This window comes from Rhizobium sp. 62_C5_N11_2, from assembly GCF_051811185.1.
Lineage (GTDB): Bacteria > Pseudomonadota > Alphaproteobacteria > Rhizobiales > Rhizobiaceae > Rhizobium > Rhizobium leguminosarum.
In genome coordinates this window covers 3760844-3778719 of sequence record NZ_JBPWPW010000001.1, presented here as the reverse complement: position 1 = coordinate 3778719, position 17876 = coordinate 3760844, and the positions used below count along the sequence as shown (strand labels likewise).

The 17876-nt window shown below is 61.6% G+C and carries 13 protein-coding genes; 11 read left to right on the top strand and 2 right to left on the bottom strand.

The annotated features are described in order from the left end of the window. Positions 1 to 4: 4 nt before the first annotated feature. From AB8B31_RS18675 to xylA, 4 genes are all read left to right on the top strand, one after another. Entirely contained in the window at positions 5 to 1603 is a 1599-nt protein-coding gene (locus tag AB8B31_RS18675) for a DHA2 family efflux MFS transporter permease subunit (RefSeq protein ID WP_166480782.1), read from the top strand. A 208-nt stretch (positions 1604 to 1811) separates the two neighbouring features. Then, positions 1812 to 2837 (top strand): LacI family DNA-binding transcriptional regulator, encoded by a 1026-nt coding sequence (locus AB8B31_RS18670; RefSeq protein ID WP_018446020.1) that lies wholly within the window; start codon positions 1812 to 1814, stop codon positions 2835 to 2837. Positions 2838 to 2858: 21 nt separating this feature from the next. Next, entirely contained in the window at positions 2859 to 4313 is a 1455-nt protein-coding gene (gene xylB / locus AB8B31_RS18665) for a xylulokinase (protein ID WP_166480783.1), read from the top strand. Between the two features lie 154 nt (positions 4314 to 4467). Then, positions 4468 to 5778, top strand: coding sequence for a xylose isomerase (gene xylA / locus AB8B31_RS18660; RefSeq protein ID WP_018243620.1), 1311 nt, complete (start codon positions 4468 to 4470; stop codon positions 5776 to 5778). Positions 5779 to 5859: 81 nt separating this feature from the next. On the opposite strand, the gene AB8B31_RS18655 is transcribed toward xylA, so the two are convergent. Continuing rightward, entirely contained in the window at positions 5860 to 6891 is a 1032-nt protein-coding gene (locus AB8B31_RS18655) for a LacI family DNA-binding transcriptional regulator (protein WP_003543025.1), read from the bottom strand. Positions 6892 to 7061: 170 nt separating this feature from the next. Here AB8B31_RS18655 and AB8B31_RS18650 point away from each other — a divergent pair, with 170 nt between their 5' ends. From AB8B31_RS18650 to AB8B31_RS18630, 5 genes are all read left to right on the top strand, one after another. Continuing rightward, positions 7062 to 8588 (top strand): sugar ABC transporter ATP-binding protein, encoded by a 1527-nt coding sequence (locus AB8B31_RS18650; protein WP_018446022.1) that lies wholly within the window; start codon positions 7062 to 7064, stop codon positions 8586 to 8588. A 78-nt stretch (positions 8589 to 8666) separates the two neighbouring features. Next, a complete protein-coding gene (locus AB8B31_RS18645; protein WP_018243618.1) occupies positions 8667 to 9671 on the top strand; it encodes an ABC transporter permease in 1005 nt (334 codons plus the stop codon). A gap of 84 nt (positions 9672 to 9755) precedes the next feature. After that, complete coding sequence (locus AB8B31_RS18640; protein ID WP_018072728.1) at positions 9756 to 10703, top strand: substrate-binding domain-containing protein; 948 nt, start codon at positions 9756 to 9758, stop codon at positions 10701 to 10703. 250 nt (positions 10704 to 10953) lie between these two features. After that, positions 10954 to 12006, top strand: a complete 1053-nt coding sequence (locus AB8B31_RS18635; protein ID WP_012759029.1) for a sugar phosphate isomerase/epimerase family protein — start codon at positions 10954 to 10956, stop codon at positions 12004 to 12006. Between the two features lie 223 nt (positions 12007 to 12229). Continuing rightward, complete coding sequence (locus AB8B31_RS18630) at positions 12230 to 13417, top strand: Gfo/Idh/MocA family protein (RefSeq protein WP_018243617.1); 1188 nt, start codon at positions 12230 to 12232, stop codon at positions 13415 to 13417. 76 nt (positions 13418 to 13493) lie between these two features. Here AB8B31_RS18630 and AB8B31_RS18625 read toward each other — a convergent pair whose 3' ends face one another. Beyond that, positions 13494 to 13898: a DoxX family protein gene (locus tag AB8B31_RS18625; RefSeq protein ID WP_018243616.1), complete on the bottom strand. Its 405-nt coding sequence runs from the start codon at positions 13896 to 13898 to the stop codon at positions 13494 to 13496. A gap of 251 nt (positions 13899 to 14149) precedes the next feature. On the opposite strand from AB8B31_RS18625, the gene AB8B31_RS18620 reads away from it, so the two are divergent. Then, positions 14150 to 15523: a GH1 family beta-glucosidase gene (locus AB8B31_RS18620; RefSeq protein WP_166480784.1), complete on the top strand. Its 1374-nt coding sequence runs from the start codon at positions 14150 to 14152 to the stop codon at positions 15521 to 15523. 112 nt (positions 15524 to 15635) lie between these two features. Continuing rightward, positions 15636 to 17849, top strand: a complete 2214-nt coding sequence (locus tag AB8B31_RS18615; protein ID WP_166480785.1) for a putative bifunctional diguanylate cyclase/phosphodiesterase — start codon at positions 15636 to 15638, stop codon at positions 17847 to 17849. Positions 17850 to 17876: the final 27 nt, after the last annotated feature.

Genomic DNA, 17876 nt, shown 5'->3' with positions numbered 1-17876 from the left:
TCTGATGGCCGGGAGCGCGACAGCAACAGCGGGGACGATTCCGGCAGCGCCTGCTCATGCCGACGAGCGCATGGACCCGAAGAAGCTCATCGCCTTCTTCGCGATGGTGCTCGGCATGTTCATGTCGATCCTCGACATCCAGATCGTTTCGGCCTCGCTTGCGGAGATCCAGGCTGGCCTTTCGGCCGGCAGCGACGAGATCGGCTGGGTGCAGACGTCCTATCTGATCGCGGAAGTGATCATGATCCCGTTGTCTGGCACGTTGGCGCGCATCATCTCGACGCGTTATCTCTTCGCGATCTCGGCCGCCGGCTTCACCATGGCGAGCGCGCTGGCGGCGACGGCGACGAATATCGACCAGATGATCGTCTATCGGGTCATCCAGGGCTTCATCGGCGGCGGCATGATCCCGTCGGTCTTCGCGGCCGCCTTCACCATCTTCCCGCCGTCGAAGCGTAGCATCGTCTCGCCGATCATCGGCCTGATCGCGACGCTGGCGCCGACTATCGGCCCGACGGTCGGCGGTTATCTCAGCCACGCCTTCTCCTGGCATTGGCTGTTCCTCGTCAATATCGTTCCCGGCATCATCGTCACGATCGTCACCTGGAACTTCATCGATTTCGACAAGCCGGAACTGTCGCTCTTCAAGAAGTTCGACTGGTGGGGGCTGATCTCGATGGGTGTGTTCCTCGGCGCGCTGGAATATGTGCTCGAAGAGGGCAATTCGAACGATTGGTTCAGCGACAGTTCCATCACCATCGCAGCGGTTGCCTCCGGCGTTGCAGCCATCGTCTTCTTCTATCGCGCCTTCACGGTGGATTTCCCCGTCGTCGACCTGAAGGCTTTCGCGAACCGGAATTTTTCCTTCGGCTCGGTGTTTTCTTTCGTCATGGGCATCGGCCTCTATGGCCTCACCTATATCTATCCGGTCTATCTCGGGCGCATCCGTGGATATGACTCATTGATGATCGGCGAGACGATGTTCGTCTCCGGACTTGCGATGTTCTTCACCGCGCCGATCGCCGGCCGGCTGTCGACCAAGATGGACCTGCGCCTGATGATGGTGATCGGCTTCGTCAGTTTCGCTGCCGGCACTTTCATCATGATGCATCTGACGGCGGATTGGGATTTCTACGAACTGTTCATCCCGCAGATCCTGCGTGGCTTCGGGCTGATGATGTGCATGGTGCCGATCAACAACATCGCGCTCGGCACGATGCCGCCCTCGCGCATGCGCGGCGCGTCCGGCCTGTTCAATCTGACCAGAAACCTCGGCGGCGCCGTCGGCCTTGCCGTCATCAACACCGTGCTCACCAATCGGCAGGACGTGCATTACGAGCGGCTGCGGGAGAATATGGATTGGGGCAATCCGGCGGCGATCGACCAGATGAACAACATGGCCGCGAATTTCAATACCTATGGCATGGATGGCGCCTCGGTCGCGATCAAGCAGATGGTCGGGCTTGCCACCAAGCAGGCGATCATCCTCTCCTTCAGCGACGTGTTCCTGATCCTGACCGCACTCTTCCTTGCGATGATCCTCGGTGTCGCGATGATCAAGAAACCCGCGCCGCAAGGCGGGGGAGGCGGTGGCGGCCACTGACCTCCGGCCTGCCGCCCCTTGAAAAGGCCCTCTTCGGAGGGCCTTTTTGTTTGCCGTTTTCTGGCCTCCGTGCCATCAGCCAGATAAGCGCTGGCCGGATCGGTGCGAAGCGGACGGCAATACCGGAAAACAAAGCGGAAATTGGCCTATTCGATTTTTTGATTTACGTACATCAAAAATGGCGCTAATGGTCTCGTCAGGAGGAATGATGAGGCCAACAGTTCACGATATCGCCGCTGCCGCCGGTGTCAGTCTCGCGACTGTCGACCGGGTTCTCAATCAGCGCCCCGGTGTGCGCCACGTCACGCGGGAAAAGGTCGAGACCGCGATCCGCGAGCTCGGTTATGTCAGAGACGTCGCCGCCGCCAATCTTGCCAAGGGGCGCACCTATCCGCTGGTCTTCATCCTTCCGGCCAGCGACAATTCCTTCATGTACGGGCTCAATGCCGAAATCCGGCAGGCCGCTCTCCGCTCGCCGGCCGAGCGTACCGATATCCGCACCATCGAGGTGCCGGCCTTCGATCCGGCCGCCCTCGTCTCCGTGCTCGAAGGGCTTTCCCAGGAAAAACCTTGTGGCATCGCACTGGTCGCGACCGATGCGCCTGAGGTGCGCGCCGCCGTCGACCGGCTGGTGCGCGAGCGCTTTCCCATCGTTACCCTGGTTTCCGATCTCACGGGCTCGCTGCGCCATCACTATGCCGGCGTCGACAATATCGCGGCCGGCCGTACAGCCGCCCGACTGCTCGGTCGATTTCTTGGGCGGCGAAAGGGCGAGATCGCTGTGCTCGCCGGCTCCATGCTCGTGCGCGATCATCGCGAGCGGCTGGAGGGCTTTAGCGCAGTCATGGCCGAGGAATTTCCTGATCTGGCGATCCTGCCGGTTCTCGAAGGCCGCGACGACCCCGAGGTCGCCCACATGCTCGTCGCTGACGCGCTTTCGAGGAATGCCGGGATCATCGGCGTCTACAGCCTCGGCGCCGGCAATCGCGGCCTGATCCGGGCGCTGAAGGAGAAGGCCGTCGACCGCATACTGACCGTGATTGCCCACGAGCTGACCGCCCATACGCGGGCGGCACTCATCGACAACACGATCGATGCGATCCTCAACCAGGATGCCGGCCATGAGGTGCGCAGCGCAATCCGCGTGCTGAAAGCCAAGGCGGACGGGCTTGCCGTCATCGAAGCGCAGGAGCGCATCCGCCTCGACATATTCCTGAAAGACAATCTGCCGTAACGGCAAAGGGAGAAATACCACATGTATCTGGGTCTCGATCTCGGAACCTCCGGCGTCAAGGCGATGCTGATCGACGGTGATCAGAAGATCGTCGGCTCGGCCAATGGTTCGCTCGACGTCTCGCGTCCGCATTCCGGCTGGTCGGAGCAAGAGCCGGCCCACTGGGTGCGCGCCACGGAGGAGGCTGTCGCCGGCCTCAAGGCAAAACATCCGAAGGAGTTAGCTGCGGTCAAGGGCATCGGCCTTTCCGGCCAGATGCACGGCGCAACGCTCATCGATGCCTCCGACAAGGTCCTGCGCCCCTGCATCCTCTGGAACGACACCCGGAGCTACGTCGAGGCCGCGGCACTCGATGCCGATCCGCGCTTTCGCGCGCTCACCGGCAACATCGTTTTCCCCGGCTTCACGGCGCCGAAGCTCGCCTGGGTCGCAAAACATGAGCCCGATGTCTTCGCCAAGATCGCCAAGGTGCTCTTGCCGAAGGACTACCTGCGTCTTTGGCTGACTGGCGAATATATCTCGGAAATGTCGGATTCTGCCGGCACTTCCTGGCTCGACACCGGCAAACGCGCCTGGTCCTCCGAACTGCTCGCCGCCACCAAGCTTTCCGAGGAGCAGATGCCGGCGCTTGTCGAAGGCACCGAGCAGGCCGGCAAGCTGCGGTCCGAACTGGCGGCGCAATGGGGTATATCAGGTGATGTCGTCGTCGCCGGTGGTGCCGGCGACAATGCGGCTTCGGCCTGCGGCATGGGCACGGTCAGCGATGGCGCCGCCTTTGTCTCGCTCGGCACATCAGGCGTACTTTTTGCCGCCAACGGCTCGTATCTGCCGAAGCCGGAAAGCGCCGTGCATGCCTTCTGCCACGCGCTGCCGAACACCTGGCACCAGATGGGCGTCATCCTGTCGGCGACCGATGCACTGAACTGGCATTCCGGTGTGACCGGCAGATCGGCCGCCGATCTTACCGGCGAGGTCGGCGACACGCTGAAGGCGCCCACCGGTGTCACCTTCCTGCCTTATCTCTCCGGCGAGCGCACACCGCACAATGATGCCGTCATCCGCGGCGCCTTCATCGGCCTCGAACACGAAAGCAGCCGTGTCGTTCTCACCCAGGCAGTGCTCGAAGGTGTCGCCTTCGCCATTCGCGACAATCTCGAAGCGCTGCGCTCGGCCGGCACCGGTATATCCCGGGTCACGGCGATCGGCGGTGGTTCGCGCTCGCGTTATTGGCTGGCGTCGATCGCGACCGCGCTCGGCGTTCCGGTCGACCTGCCGGCCGACGGCGATTTCGGCGCGGCCTTTGGCGCAGCCCGCCTCGGCCTGATCGCAGCAACGGGGGCAGATCCCATTGCCGTCTGCACGCCGCCGGTAACAGCCGGAACGATCGAGCCGGTGTCGGCACTGAGCGGCGCTTATGAGGATGCTTACAAGCGCTACCGCGCGCTCTACCCGGCGATCAAGTCGCTGGCGCATTGATATTTGGGCAGCCGCCGATCCGCCTGCCTGCACCCTCTCCCCAAGGGGAGGAGAGACCAGCAGCGGCGCCTCTTTCCCTCTCGCCAGCGGGGAGAGGGTAGGGTGAGGGGGCCACACGGAACAACAGACAAGAGTGAACCCAAGGAGAACCAACATGAGCACCGGATTTTTCGGCGATATCCAGAAAGTAAAATACGAAGGCCCGGACAGCACCAATCCGCTGGCCTTCCGCTACTACCAGCCGGACGAGATCGTCATGGGCAAGCGCATGGAAGACCATCTGCGCTTTGCGGTGGCCTATTGGCACACCTTCACCTGGCCGGGCGGCGACCCGTTCGGTGGCCAGACCTTCCTGCGTCCGTGGTTCGAGGACACGATGAAGGCCGCCAAGCTCAAGGCCGACGTCGCCTTCGAATTCTTCTCGCTGCTCGGCTCGCCCTACTACTGCTTCCATGACGCCGACGTGCGTCCTGAGGGCAAGAGTTTCGCCGAAAACACCAAGAACCTCAACGAGATCGTCGATTATTTCGCCGAGAAGCAGGCCGCAACCGGCACCAAGCTGCTCTGGGGCACGGCGAACCTCTTCTCCCACCGCCGCTATATGTCGGGCGCTGCGACCAATCCGGATCCCGATGTCTTCGCTTTCGCAGCTGCGACGGTAAAGACCTGCATCGATGCCACGCAGAAGCTCGGCGGCGAAAACTACGTGCTCTGGGGTGGTCGCGAAGGTTACGAGACGCTGCTCAACACCGATATCGGCCGCGAGCTCGACCAGCTCGGCCGCTTCCTCAACCTCGTGGTCGAATACAAGCACAAGATCGGCTACAAGGGCACGATCCTGATCGAGCCGAAGCCGCAGGAGCCGACCAAGCACCAGTATGATTACGACGTCGCGACCGTCTATGGCTTCCTCAAGAAGCACGGCCTTGAAAACGAGGTGAAGCTCAATATCGAGCAGGGCCACGCGATCCTTGCCGGCCACTCCTTCGAGCACGAGCTGGCGCTTGCCAATGCACTCGGCATCTTCGGCTCGATCGACATGAACCGCAACGACTACCAGTCCGGCTGGGATACCGACCAGTTCCCGAACAATGTTCCGGAAATGGCGCTCGCCTATTACCATGTTCTGGCAGGTGGCGGATTCAAGACCGGCGGCACCAACTTCGACTCGAAGCTTCGCCGTCAGTCTCTCGACCCGGCGGATCTGCTGATCGGCCATATCGGCGGCATGGATTGCTGCGCCCGCGGCCTGAAGGCCGCTGCCAAGATGATCGAGGACAAGGCTCTGTCGCAGCCGCTCGCCGATCGTTATGCCGGCTGGGAATCCGCCGAGGCGCAGAAGCTCTTCCGCGGCGAGTATTCGCTGGATGAGATCACCCACTATGTCGAAAGCCACGACGTGAACCCGCAGCCGAGATCCGGCAAGCAGGAACTGCTGGAGAACGTCGTCAACCGTTACGTTTGATGAAGCGCGCCGGCGGTCATCGACCGCCGGCGCAAGCCTCTTCGGCCCGGCGAGGGCGCAAAGCCTTCAGCCTCTATTGGTTTACCGTTTCGACCAGTTGCGGGATGGGGCTGAGACGGAGTTTCGAACCACCAGATCCGGCCGCAGCAGGATTTCCGTTTCGGTCGGCCGGCCATCGGACAGGAGTTCCAGCAGCAGAGCCATCGCCTGCTTGCCGATTGCCGTTCTCGGCTGGCGGATCGTGGTCAGCGGCGGCGATATGAAGACCGCCTGCGGCACGTCGTCGAAACCGGTCACCGAGAAATCCCGCGGAATATCGTAGCCTCGCGCGCCGAGCCCGACCATAACGCCGATCGCCGTCTGGTCGTTGACGCACATGAAGGCCGTCGGAAGCGTGTCGCGCATGAAAAGCTGTTCGACCGCATGCCGCCCGCTTTCGATCGTGCCGTCACCTTCGAGCACGATCCTGGTGTCGGGCGGGATGCCGGCGGCGTCGAGACCGGCATCGTAACCCATCCGGCGCCTGGTATAGGCAAGCCGGGTGCGCGAATCGCCGATGAAGGCGATCTTGCGATGCCCTTCGGCCAGCAGCAGGTCCACCGCTTTCCGAGCGCCCTCGGTATCGTCGACGCCCACATAGGGAATGCCGCCGTTGAAGACGGGCTCGAAAACACCGACGCTCGGCGGCAGCCGTGCGGTCATCGTCTGATGCCCGAAGGGCAGGATACCGGTGAAGAGGATCAATCCGGCCGCCTGGTTGGAATTGAAGAATTTCAGATATTCCAGACCGCGCTGGGCATCGTTCTGCGTGTGGCCGATCAGGATGCCGTAGCCGTGCGCGCGCGCTTCGTTCTCCAGCCCGACGAGAATGTTGGAGAAATTGGGATCGCCGATATCGGGCGCCACGACAAGGATCATGTTGGAGCGGCCGAGCCTCAGGCTGCGCGCCATGGCATTGGTGGTATAGCCGGTGATGGCGATCGCCTGGTTGACCTTGAGGCGCGTGGAGTTGGCGACCTTCTCCGGCATGTGGATTGCCCGGGAAACCGTCGCGATAGAGACCTCGGCGATCCGGGCGACGTCTTCGATGGTTGCGGGCGTGGAATTCGACACTGAGCTCTGCCTTGGGCTGTCTTCGCCGCGACACTACACAGACTTGTCGAGAGGTCAAAGGCAGGCTTCAACTGATCTGTGTAAATCAACGATGTAAACCTTTACACGATGTATGTAAAGGTTTACATAAGGCTTCAGAGCGGACGGGGAGCCGCTTTGGGGAGGATCAGATGACCGTGGAGATCGCCGACACCGCACCCGTGGTGCTGTCCGCCAGGCGCATATGCAAATCCTTCAGTGGAGTGCAGGTCCTCTTCAGCGTGAACTTCGATCTCCGCGCTGGCGAAATCCATGCGCTCATGGGTGAAAATGGCGCCGGCAAATCCACGCTTGTCAAGGTTTTGTCCGGTTTCGAACAGCCGAGTTCCGGTGAAATCCTGCTCGACGGCAAGCCCGTCGTCCTGCCGCCCAACGGCGCCGCCGAGGCGCTCGGCATCGTCATCATTCACCAGGAATTTAACCTTGCCGAACATCTGACCGTGACGGAGAGCCTCTTTCTCGGGCGCGAAGTCACGCGTTTCGGCATGCTCGACCGCAAATATATGCGGTCGGAGACACGCAAGGTTCTCGACGTGCTCGGTTCGCATGTCGATGAGAATGCGCTGATCAGCACGCTTTCCATCGCCGACAAGCAGATGGTCGAAATCGCCAAGGCGATCAGCCGCGATGCGCGGGTGGTGTTCATGGACGAGCCGACCGCGGTGCTGTCGCGGGAAGAGACCAATATGCTGTTCAAGCAGGTTCGCAAGCTTCGCGACCAGGGTACCAGCTTCGTCTTCGTGTCCCACAAGCTCGACGAGGTGATGGAATTGACCGACCGCGTCACGGTGCTGCGCGACGGCCAGTGGATCAAGACTTCGGCGACGTCCATTCTGGACGGGGAATCGATCGCACAGCTGATGGTTGGCCGCGAACTTTCCAGCCTCTATCCCGCCAAGGTCGAGCCTGATGTCGACGAGGAGATCGTCCTCAGCGTCGCCTCGGTGTCGACGGGGTATGTAAAGGATGCGAGCTTCGAGGTGCGCAAGGGCGAGATCATCGGTTTTTCCGGCATGATCGGCTCGGGCCGCACCGAACTGATGGAAGCGATCGCCGGATTGCGGACCCGTCTCGAGGGCGAGGTGGTCATCAAGGGGGAAACTGTTCCCTCCGGCGACGTGCATGCCGCCAATCGCTGCGGGCTCGCCTACATGACCAAGGACCGCAAGTCGAAAGGCCTGCTGCTGCGCTCCGGCATGGTGACCAATCTGACACTGCAATCGCTCGGAAGGCACGCTCGTCACGGCTATCTGAGCCCGGGCAGCGAAGCGGCCGCGATGGCAAAGGCCAAGCGCCGCTTCGATATCAGGGTTCGCGACGGTAATATCGTCGCCGGCCGGATGTCGGGGGGGAACCAGCAGAAGCTGCTGCTGGCCAAGGTCATGGAGACCGAGCCTCAGATCATCATCATCGACGAGCCGACGCGCGGCATCGATGTCGGCACCAAACAGCAGATCTATCATTTCATCTCGGCGCTCGCCCGGGACGGCCGGTCGATCATCGTCGTGTCCTCGGAGATGCCGGAGGTCATCGGCCTCTGCACGAGAGTGGCGGTGATGCGCGAAGGGCGTATCGTCGGCGTGCTCGAAGGAGACGAGATTTCCGAGCAGGAGATCATGCGTTACGCCGCCGGGCTCAAGAAGAAGGCGGCCGCCTGAAGGCTGAAGCAGGGCTTTGCCGATCAGGAGGACACATAAGATGCCCAGAAAATATGGGACGGGAGGTTGGTTTTGGAAATGAGTGTCAACGAGGAGACCAGGGAAATCCGGCGCCGATCCTGGCGGGATGTCGACCTGCGTGCGGTCGCACCCTTCGTCGCCCTTGCGCTGCTGCTGATCGTCGGAGCCCTGGTCAATCCGAATTTCATCGGCATTACCAACCTTGCCAATGTCGCGACGCGCAGCGCTTTCATCGCCATCATCGCGGTCGGTGCGACCTTCGTGATATCAGCAGGGGATCTCGACTTGTCTGTCGGCTCGATGGTGGCCTTCGTCGCCAGCCTGATGATCCTGCTGATGAATTCGGGCGCCATCGCAAACCCGGCTTTGATGCTGACGGTCGCGGTCGTCTTCACGATCGTCGCCGGCGCGCTCTGCGGTCTGGCAAACGGCCTGATCACGACGGTGGGCAGGATCGAGCCCTTCATCGCGACGCTCGGCACGATGGGTATCTATCGCGGCCTGACGACATGGCTGTCGCAGGGCGGCGCGATCACGCTTCGCTCCGCCGATATCCAGACGCTCTATCGCCCTGCTTATTTCGGCAATGTCGCCGGCATACCCGTGCCGATCGTGGTGATCCTGGCAGTGACGGCGGTTGCGGCCTTCATCCTCTATCGCACCCGCTACGGGCGCCACGTCGTCGCTGTGGGATCAAACAGCGATGTCGCCCGCTATTCAGGTATCGCGGTCAATCGCGTCAGGACGATCGCCTTCGTCATCCAGGGACTGTGCGTCGCCATCGCTGTGCTGCTCTATGTTCCCCGTCTCGGCTCGACGTCGGCGACGACGGGCATCCTGTGGGAGTTGCAGGCGATCACGGCCGTCGTCGTCGGCGGCACGGCGCTCAAGGGCGGCGCGGGCAGGGTCTGGGGCACGATCTGCGGCGCCTTCATTCTCGAACTGGTCGGCAACATCATGCTGCTTTCGAATTTCATCAGCGAATATCTGATCGGCGCCATCCAGGGTGCGATCATCATCATCGCCATGTTCGTCCAGCGCTCGCTGGTGCGCAAATCATGAATTGACCGGGCTTGCAATTGATCGGGCTTACAGGGCGTCCGGTCCCGATATGGAAAAGTCCCTGAATTATTGGGAGGAAATAGCATGCGTAAATTGATGTTGGGCCTGGCGGTTGCGGCGGTGACCTTCGCCGGCGCCGCTCACGCCCAGGACAAGAAATTCACGATCGGCGTGTCCATTCCGGCCGCCGACCACGGCTGGACGTCGGGCGTGGTGTTCCATGCCGAACGCGTTGCCAAGCTGCTGATGGCCGAACATCCCGGTCTCAACGTCATCGTCAAGACCTCGCCGGACGCCGCAAGCCAGGCCAACGCCGTGCAGGATCTCGATACGCAGGGCATCGACGCCCTCGTCATCCTGCCGTCGGATCCGGATCCGCTCGTCAACGCCATCAAGGAAGTCAAGGGCAAGGGCAAGTTCGTCGCCCTCGTCGACCGTGCGCCGAGCAACAACGACAATTCCGTGCGCGATCTCTATGTCGCCGGCAACAACCCAGCTCTCGGCGAAGTCGCCGGCAAGTACATCAAGGACACCACGCCGGATGCCGAAGTGGTCATCATCCGCGGTCTGCCGATCCCGATCGACCAGCAGCGCCAGGATGGCTTTGACAAGGGCATTGCCGGCTCGAACGTCAAGGTTCTTGACCGCCAGTACGGCAACTGGAACCGCGACGATGCCTTCAAGGTCATGCAGGACTACCTGACCAAGTACCAGAAGATCGACGTCGTATGGTGCCAGGACGACGACATGGCCGTCGGCGTTCTGCAGGCGATCGAGCAGGCCAAGCGCACTGACATCAAGTATGTCGTCGCCGGCGCCGGCTCAAAGGACATGGTCAAGAAGGTCATGGATGGCGACAAGCTGATCCCGGTCGACGTTCTCTATCCGCCGGCAATGGTCGGCACAGCGATGGAGCTGACGGCGGCGGCACTTTACGACCAGGTCCCGGTTCACGGCAGCTACATCCTCGACGCGACGCTCGTCACCAAGGACAATGCCAAGGACTTCTACTTCCCGGATTCTCCGTTCTGATCCATTCATTGGAGATGTGCGCCCATTCGAAAGGATGGGCGCATTTTTTATGCTTCAATAGAGCGGGTGGCCGAAAATGCTGCACGTACCTCTTGCCCGCCAAAGCCCATCATGATTAGCTCGCCGCCATATCGCATCTGGCTTCGCGCCAAATCACGAGCCAAGGGCGAGGAGGCGCCTTGCTCCCGTCAAATTGCGTGCTACAACACTTCAGAAACGTTTACGGTCGATATTCAGGGAGGAATCTGACATGAAGACGATCAAGGGCCCCGGCCTTTTCCTTGGCCAGTTCGCGGGCGATACTGCTCCTTTCAACTCGTGGGACGCGATCACCAAATGGGCGGCCGACATCGGTTACAAGGGCGTCCAGGTGCCGACCTGGGCCAGCCAGCTGATCGATCTGAAGAAGGCCGCCACGTCCAAGGACTATTGCGACGAATTCGCCGGCAAGGCGCGCGAAAACGGCATCGAGATCACCGAACTCTCCACGCATCTGCAAGGACAGCTCGTCGCCGTTCACCCGGCCTATGACGAAGCCTTCGACGGGTTTGCCGCACCGGAGGTGCGCGGCAATCCGAAGGCGCGTCAGGAATGGGCTGTCGAGCAGGTCAAGATGGCGCTGACGGCATCCAAAAACCTCGGGCTCAAGGCGCATGCGACCTTCTCCGGCGCGCTTGCCTGGCCCTTCATCTATCCCTGGCCGCAGCGTCCTGCCGGTCTGGTCGAGACCGCCTTCGACGAACTCGCCCGCCGCTGGACGCCGATCCTCAACCATGCGGACGAGAACGGTATTGACGTCTGCTACGAGATCCACCCGGGCGAAGACCTCCATGACGGCATCACCTTCGAGATGTTCCTGGAGCGGGTGAAGAACCATCCGCGCGCCAACATGCTCTACGATCCCTCGCACTACGTCCTGCAGTGCCTCGATTATCTCGACAACATCGACATCTACAAAGACCGCATCAAGATGTTCCACGTCAAGGATGCTGAGTTCAATCCGACCGGGCGCCAGGGCGTCTACGGTGGCTATCAGGGCTGGGTCGAACGCGCCGGCCGGTTCCGTTCGCTCGGCGACGGCCAGGTCGATTTCGGCGCGGTGTTCTCGAAGATGACGGCGAATAATTTCGACGGCTGGGCCGTGGTCGAATGGGAATGCGCGCTGAAGCATCCGGAGGACGGTGCCCGCGAAGGCGCCGAATTCGTTGCCGCCCATATCATCCGCGTCACCGAAAAAGCCTTCGACGATTTCGCCGGCAGCGGCACGGATCAGGCGGCGAACCGGCGGATGCTGGGGCTCTAAGCTTCTATTCCCTTCTCCCGAGTGGGGAGAAGATGCTCGTAAGGGCAGATGAGGGGGATGAGGAGCGATAGCCACGAATGCCTTGAGCGACAAGCGAAAGGCATATCTGTCGCCAGGCGCCCTCATCCGGCCCTCCGGGCCACCGACCGGGGTTGAGCCACGGGGCTCAACCCGTCCTTCGAACCCCCCAGGGGAGAAGGGAAGAAAAATTCAGGAGGAATCAATGGCAATCGAAGCATCATCCGAACAGACACGCGAGCCGCGCATCCGGCTCGGCATGGTGGGCGGCGGCGCGGGCGCGTTTATCGGCGCGGTGCACCGTATCGCGGCACGTATCGACGATCAGTACGATCTCATCGCCGGCGCGCTGTCGGCTTCGCCCGAAAAGGCGATCGCATCCGGCCGCGACCTCGGCCTCGATCCGTCGCGGACCTATTCCAGCTATCGCGAGATGGCGATCCGCGAGGCGAAGCTGAAGAATGGCATCGAGGCGGTGGCTATCGTCACGCCGAACCATGTTCATTACGATGCGGCCAAGGAATTTCTGAAGCGCGGCATTCATGTCATCTGCGACAAGCCGCTGACATCCAACCTTGCCGATGCGAAGAAGCTGAAGAAGATCGCCGACGAGAGCGGCGCGCTCTTCGTGCTGACACATAATTACACCGGCTATCCGATGGTCCGCCAGGCGCGGGAGATGATTGCGAATGGCGAACTCGGCGACATCCGCGTCGTCCAGGCCGAATATCCGCAGGACTGGCTGACGGAAGCAGTCGAGCAAACCGGCCAGAAACAGGCCGCCTGGCGCACCGATCCGGCGCAGTCCGGCGTCGGCGGCTCGACCGGCGATATCGGCACGCATGCCTACAATCTCGCCGCTTTCATCACTGGCCTGGAGCTCGACAGCCTTGCCGCCGATCTCGACAGTTTCGTTCCGGGCCGCCGGCTGGACGATAATGCGCATGTCATGCTGCGCTTCAAGGCGAAGGGCTCGGAGAAGCCGGCAAAGGGCATGCTCTGGTGCAGCCAGGTGGCGCCCGGCCATGAAAACGGCCTGATGGTGCGTGTCTACGGCACCAAGGGCGGGCTGGAATGGACCCAGAAGGACCCGAATTACTTGTGGTACACGCCTTTCGGCGAGCCGAAGCGGCTGATCACTCGGGGCGGCGCGGGTTCAGGCGCTGCTGCCGGCCGTGTCACGCGCGTGCCATCAGGGCATCCGGAAGGTTATCTCGAAGCCTTTGCGACGATCTATACGGAAGCCGCGCATGCGATCAACGCCCGCAAGAAGGGCAAGGCCGTCGACAAGGCGGTGGTCTATCCCACAGTCGATGACGGCGTGAAGGGTGTGGCCTTCGTCGAAGCCTGTGTCGCGTCTTCGAAGAAGAACGGCGCCTGGATCAAGGTCTGAATGTACCGATCCGCGTGGCCCAATGAAAAACGCCGAGGCGATCTCAAGTCGCCTCGGCGTTTTATTTTATTTTCGGTCAGGCAGCAGCGGTGCGGCCACGCTTCAGTAGGTTATCGACGCTCAAGGGTCCGGCGCCTGCCGCCACCAGATAAAGAAACACGAAGCAGAACAGGATCGCCGCAACGCCGCCGTTCTGGGCGGGGTATATGCCCTTCGAGGCATGCCCGATGAAATAGGCGAAGGCCATCAGGCCGGAGAGCACGAAGGCTGCGATACGGGTCTGGAATCCCACCAGGACCAGGAAGCCGAGGGTGAGTTCGAGCAGCCCGGCAATCCAGGAGAGCGAGCCCGCGGGCGGCACACTTGCCGCAGCCGGAAAATGCAGGATCTTCTGTGTTCCGTAGCTGAAAAGTACAAGTGACGAGACAATGCGCAACAGGCTCAGCAGATGAGGCTGCAGCGAATGGACCGAAGAGAGCATTGGATTCCTTTCATATTTGTGATGCCATTTCCCCGTGTAAGGATCGCGGTCTCAACGGCCAAATCACGACTGCTGACATTGCCGTTATGAGGGCAGCTCCGTGGTGGGGGAGGGGCGGCTGCAACGCCGTTGCAGCTGTTCTGTTTTTCCTCCTGCAACGTTGCAGTTTTTCTTCCGGCCAGCCTGTACTTTGCCTTCAGGCTTGGCTAAATCCGGCGCAAACGGCTCAACCTGAGAGATAGGATTTACAGATGATCGATCCGAAGAAACTCGCGGAGCGCTTTCCCGGCGACTTCACTTTCGGCGTTGCCACCGCTGCCTTCCAGATCGAAGGCGCCAGCAAAGCCGATGGCCGCAAGCCATCCATCTGGGATGCTTTCTGCAATATGCCCGGCCGCGTCCATAATCGCGATAACGGCGACGTTGCCTGCGATCACTATAACAGGCTGGAACAGGACCTCGATCTCATCAAGGAAATGGGTGTCGAAGCCTATCGGTTCTCGATTGCCTGGCCGCGCATTATCCCCGAAGGCACGGGTCCGGTGAACGAGGCCGGCCTCGATTTCTACGATCGGCTGGTCGACGGCTGCAAGGCGCGCGGCATCAAGACCTTCGCGACGCTCTACCACTGGGATCTGCCTCTGTTGCTCGCCGGCGAGGGCGGTTGGACGGCGCGCTCGACCGCCTATGCGTTTCAGCGCTATGCCAAGACGGTGATGAACCGCCTTGGCGATCGCCTCGACCGGGTCGCGACCTTCAACGAACCCTGGTGCATCGTCTGGCTCAGCCATCTCTACGGCATCCATGCTCCGGGCGAGCGCAACATGCAGGCCGCCCTTCACGCCATGCACTACATGAACCTTGCCCACGGCCTCGGCGTCGAGGTGATCCGCTCGGAAGCCCCAAATGTGCCCGTCGGGCTTGTGCTCAACGCCGCCTCGATCATTCCCGGCTCCGACAGCCCGGCCGATCTTGCCGCCGGCGAGCGTGCGCATCAGTTCCACAACGGCGCCTTCTTCGATCCCGTCTTCAAGGGCGAGTATCCGAAGGAATTCGTCGAGGCGCTCGGCGACCGCATGCCTGTCATCGAAGATGGCGACTTGAAGCTTATCAGCCAGAAACTCGACTGGTGGGGCCTGAACTACTACAAGCCCGAGCGGGTCACTGATGATGCCGAACGCAAAGGCGATTTCCCCTGGACGGTGGAAGCGCCGCCGGCAAGCGACGTCAAGACCGATATCGGCTGGGAAATCTATGCGCCGGGCCTGAAGCTCTCGGTCGAGGACCTCTACCGTCGCTACGAACTGCCGGAATGCTACATCACCGAGAACGGCGCCTGCGACAACACCGATGTCATCGACGGCGAGGTCGACGACACGATGCGCCTCGACTATGTCAGCGATCACCTCGAAATCGTTGCCGGCCTCATCAAGGACGGCTATCCCCTACGCGGCTATTTCGCCTGGAGCCTGATGGACAATTTCGAATGGGCGGAAGGCTACCGCATGCGCTTCGGTTTAGTCCATGTCGATTATGAGACCCAGGTGCGTACGGTAAAAAAGAGCGGCAAATGGTATCGCGAACTCGCGGCCAAGTTCCCGAAGGGCAATCATAAGCCGGGTTAGGGGTGCGTCCTCAGGCGGGGCACAAAAATAGCTCGTCAGAAACCTGCAACAGCCGGTTGCTTAAACGTTTTTGAACCCTTGGCTGGCAAAGTCCGACGGTCAGGGAGTCGTAATGCAGACAGCCGGAAAGTCGCAGAGCAAAGGATCGGGAGTAAGCCGTCACATCACCGTCACCGGCGTGCTTTTCTCCTTCGCGGTCATCGTCGCAGTCGTCACCATCATGGTGCTGACGGCGCTCGAACGCGTGGCTGAAAATGCCAATCTCCTCGATGACGAGCGCTCGCGCGAAACGACTATCGGCGCGTTAAAGACCTTCGAGGATCAGCTCGGCGCGACGCTTGACGATTACGCCGCCTGGGACGACGCCGCCGTCAACGTCTACGCGCCTGACGGTATGGCCTGGACGGTGAGCAATTACGGCGAGATGTCGGTCAACAGCTCACTGTTCGACATGGCGATTGTCATCGATGGTGAGAAGCAGGCGATCATGGCCTATCGCGACGGCAAGCCGATGGAGGAGCCGCTCACGGATTTCTTCGCGCCGTCGCTCTGGAGCCTGCTCGACACGGTGAAGGCGGCCGGTCCGGCCGATCGTCCTCAAGCGGTCGGTTTCGTCACCACCAAACGGGGCATTGCCGCTGTCGGCGTGGCATTGGTTCGGAAAAAGTCCGGTGCGCTTGATGTGCCCGCCGGCCAGCACCGCTACCTCGTTTTCGCCCGCCATCTCGATGACGACAGGGTGACTGCTCTCGGCCAGACCTATGTCATCGGCGGGCTGAGGCTGGCGCCGCCGAGCTTTGCGGCCGACTATCGCGTACCGATCGTCGATCCGACGGGGGCAACGCTCGGCAAGCTCGTCTGGGCCTCGCGTTCACCCGGCGATATCGCCTATGCACAGGTGCGACCGATGGTCATCCAGGCGCTCGGCCTCGTCGGATTGTTTTTCGCAGTGCTGCTGGTCATCGGCTGGCTTGCCGGCCGCCGCCTGAAGGCGGAGGAAGGCAGCGCCCGCGAGGAGGCGCTGCGCGACAGGCTGAGCGGCCTTTCCAATCGCGACGGCCTCGGTCTCGCCGTCGATCGTTTTGTCGTCGAGGCGCGCCAGACCAAGCGCAACGTGCTGCTCCTCTATCTCGACCTCGATGGCTTCAAGGAAGTCAATGACAGCTATGGCCACGGCACCGGTGACCAGTTGATCCGCGCGGTCGCGGCCGGGCTCGACGTGCTCATTCCGCAAGGTGCGGTTCTTGCCCGTATTGGCGGCGATGAATTTGCGATCGCCTTTCTCTCCGACAGCGAGAATGCCGCTGCCCTGCAGCTTGCCGAGCAGATCCTCGATTTTCTCGTCGAGCCATTGGAGATCGGTCGCCGTGTCGTCGTGGTTGGGGCAAGCATTGGTATCGCCATGTCGCCTTTCGGGGCGATCGGGCGTGAGGAGCTGGTGCGCCGTTCCGACCTTGCCATGTACAAGGCGAAGGAGGCCGGCCGCGCGCGCATGACGCTCTACGACCCGTCGATGGACGCCGATCGAGAGCAGCGCAATGCGCTGGAGCTCGATCTCCGGATCGCCATCGAAAGCGGCGACCTGACGCTTGCCTACCAGCCGCTGATCGATGCGGCGACGCATGCCATGACCGGCGTCGAGGCGCTGGTGCGCTGGAACCGTCCGGGCCATGGCCCTGTTTCGCCCGAGCTGTTCATCCCGATCGCCGAGACCAGCGGCCTCATCGAATCACTTGGTCTGTTCGTGCTGCGCAAAGCCTGTGAGACAGCCAAGCAATGGCCGGACCTCAACGTCTCGGTCAACGTCTCGCCCGGCCAGTTCCGCAATCCCGCCTTTACCGACTATGTGCGCTACGTGCTGAAGCAGACGGAGATCGAGGCCGGTCGTATCACGCTCGAGATCACCGAAGGCTACATGATCCAGAATCCGCAGCGCACCCGCCAGTCGATCGAACGGTTGAAGGGGCTGGGGGTTAAGGTGGCGCTCGACGATTTTGGCTCCGGCTTCTCCTCGATCGGTTATCTCAGGCAGTTCGGCTTCGACCGCATCAAGATCGACCGCTCGCTGGTCATGGGTGTCAACGAGGACAAACGCCAGCGCGAGATGTTGCAGGCGACGGTAGCGCTTGCCCGCTCGCTCGACATTCCGGTGACGGCCGAAGGCATCGAGACCGAGGAGCAGGCGATAGCCATGCGCCTGTTCGGCTGCGACTGCCTGCAGGGCTATTGGTTCGGAAAGCCTGTGACATCAGACCTTATCACCGAGATGCTGAACGAGCGGCGTGCAGCGGAGCCGGAAGCTCGGCGCCGCATCGGCGCTGTCTGACCGGTGGCCTGATCCTCAGACAGCAAG

What these genes read in the sequence shown, in the direction of transcription:
- AB8B31_RS18675 (WP_166480782.1), top strand. Translation starts at nt 5, where the DNA reads ATGGCCGGGAGCGCGACAGCAACAGCGGGGACGATTCCGGCAGCGCCT.
- AB8B31_RS18670 (WP_018446020.1), top strand. Translation starts at nt 1,812, where the DNA reads ATGAGGCCAACAGTTCACGATATCGCCGCTGCCGCCGGTGTCAGTCTC.
- xylB (WP_166480783.1), top strand. Translation starts at nt 2,859, where the DNA reads ATGTATCTGGGTCTCGATCTCGGAACCTCCGGCGTCAAGGCGATGCTG.
- xylA (WP_018243620.1), top strand. Translation starts at nt 4,468, where the DNA reads ATGAGCACCGGATTTTTCGGCGATATCCAGAAAGTAAAATACGAAGGC.
- AB8B31_RS18650 (WP_018446022.1), top strand. Translation starts at nt 7,062, where the DNA reads ATGACCGTGGAGATCGCCGACACCGCACCCGTGGTGCTGTCCGCCAGG.
- AB8B31_RS18645 (WP_018243618.1), top strand. Translation starts at nt 8,667, where the DNA reads ATGAGTGTCAACGAGGAGACCAGGGAAATCCGGCGCCGATCCTGGCGG.
- AB8B31_RS18640 (WP_018072728.1), top strand. Translation starts at nt 9,756, where the DNA reads ATGCGTAAATTGATGTTGGGCCTGGCGGTTGCGGCGGTGACCTTCGCC.
- AB8B31_RS18635 (WP_012759029.1), top strand. Translation starts at nt 10,954, where the DNA reads ATGAAGACGATCAAGGGCCCCGGCCTTTTCCTTGGCCAGTTCGCGGGC.
- AB8B31_RS18630 (WP_018243617.1), top strand. Translation starts at nt 12,230, where the DNA reads ATGGCAATCGAAGCATCATCCGAACAGACACGCGAGCCGCGCATCCGG.
- AB8B31_RS18625 (WP_018243616.1), bottom strand. Translation starts at nt 13,898, where the DNA reads ATGCTCTCTTCGGTCCATTCGCTGCAGCCTCATCTGCTGAGCCTGTTG.
- AB8B31_RS18620 (WP_166480784.1), top strand. Translation starts at nt 14,150, where the DNA reads ATGATCGATCCGAAGAAACTCGCGGAGCGCTTTCCCGGCGACTTCACT.
- AB8B31_RS18615 (WP_166480785.1), top strand. Translation starts at nt 15,636, where the DNA reads ATGCAGACAGCCGGAAAGTCGCAGAGCAAAGGATCGGGAGTAAGCCGT.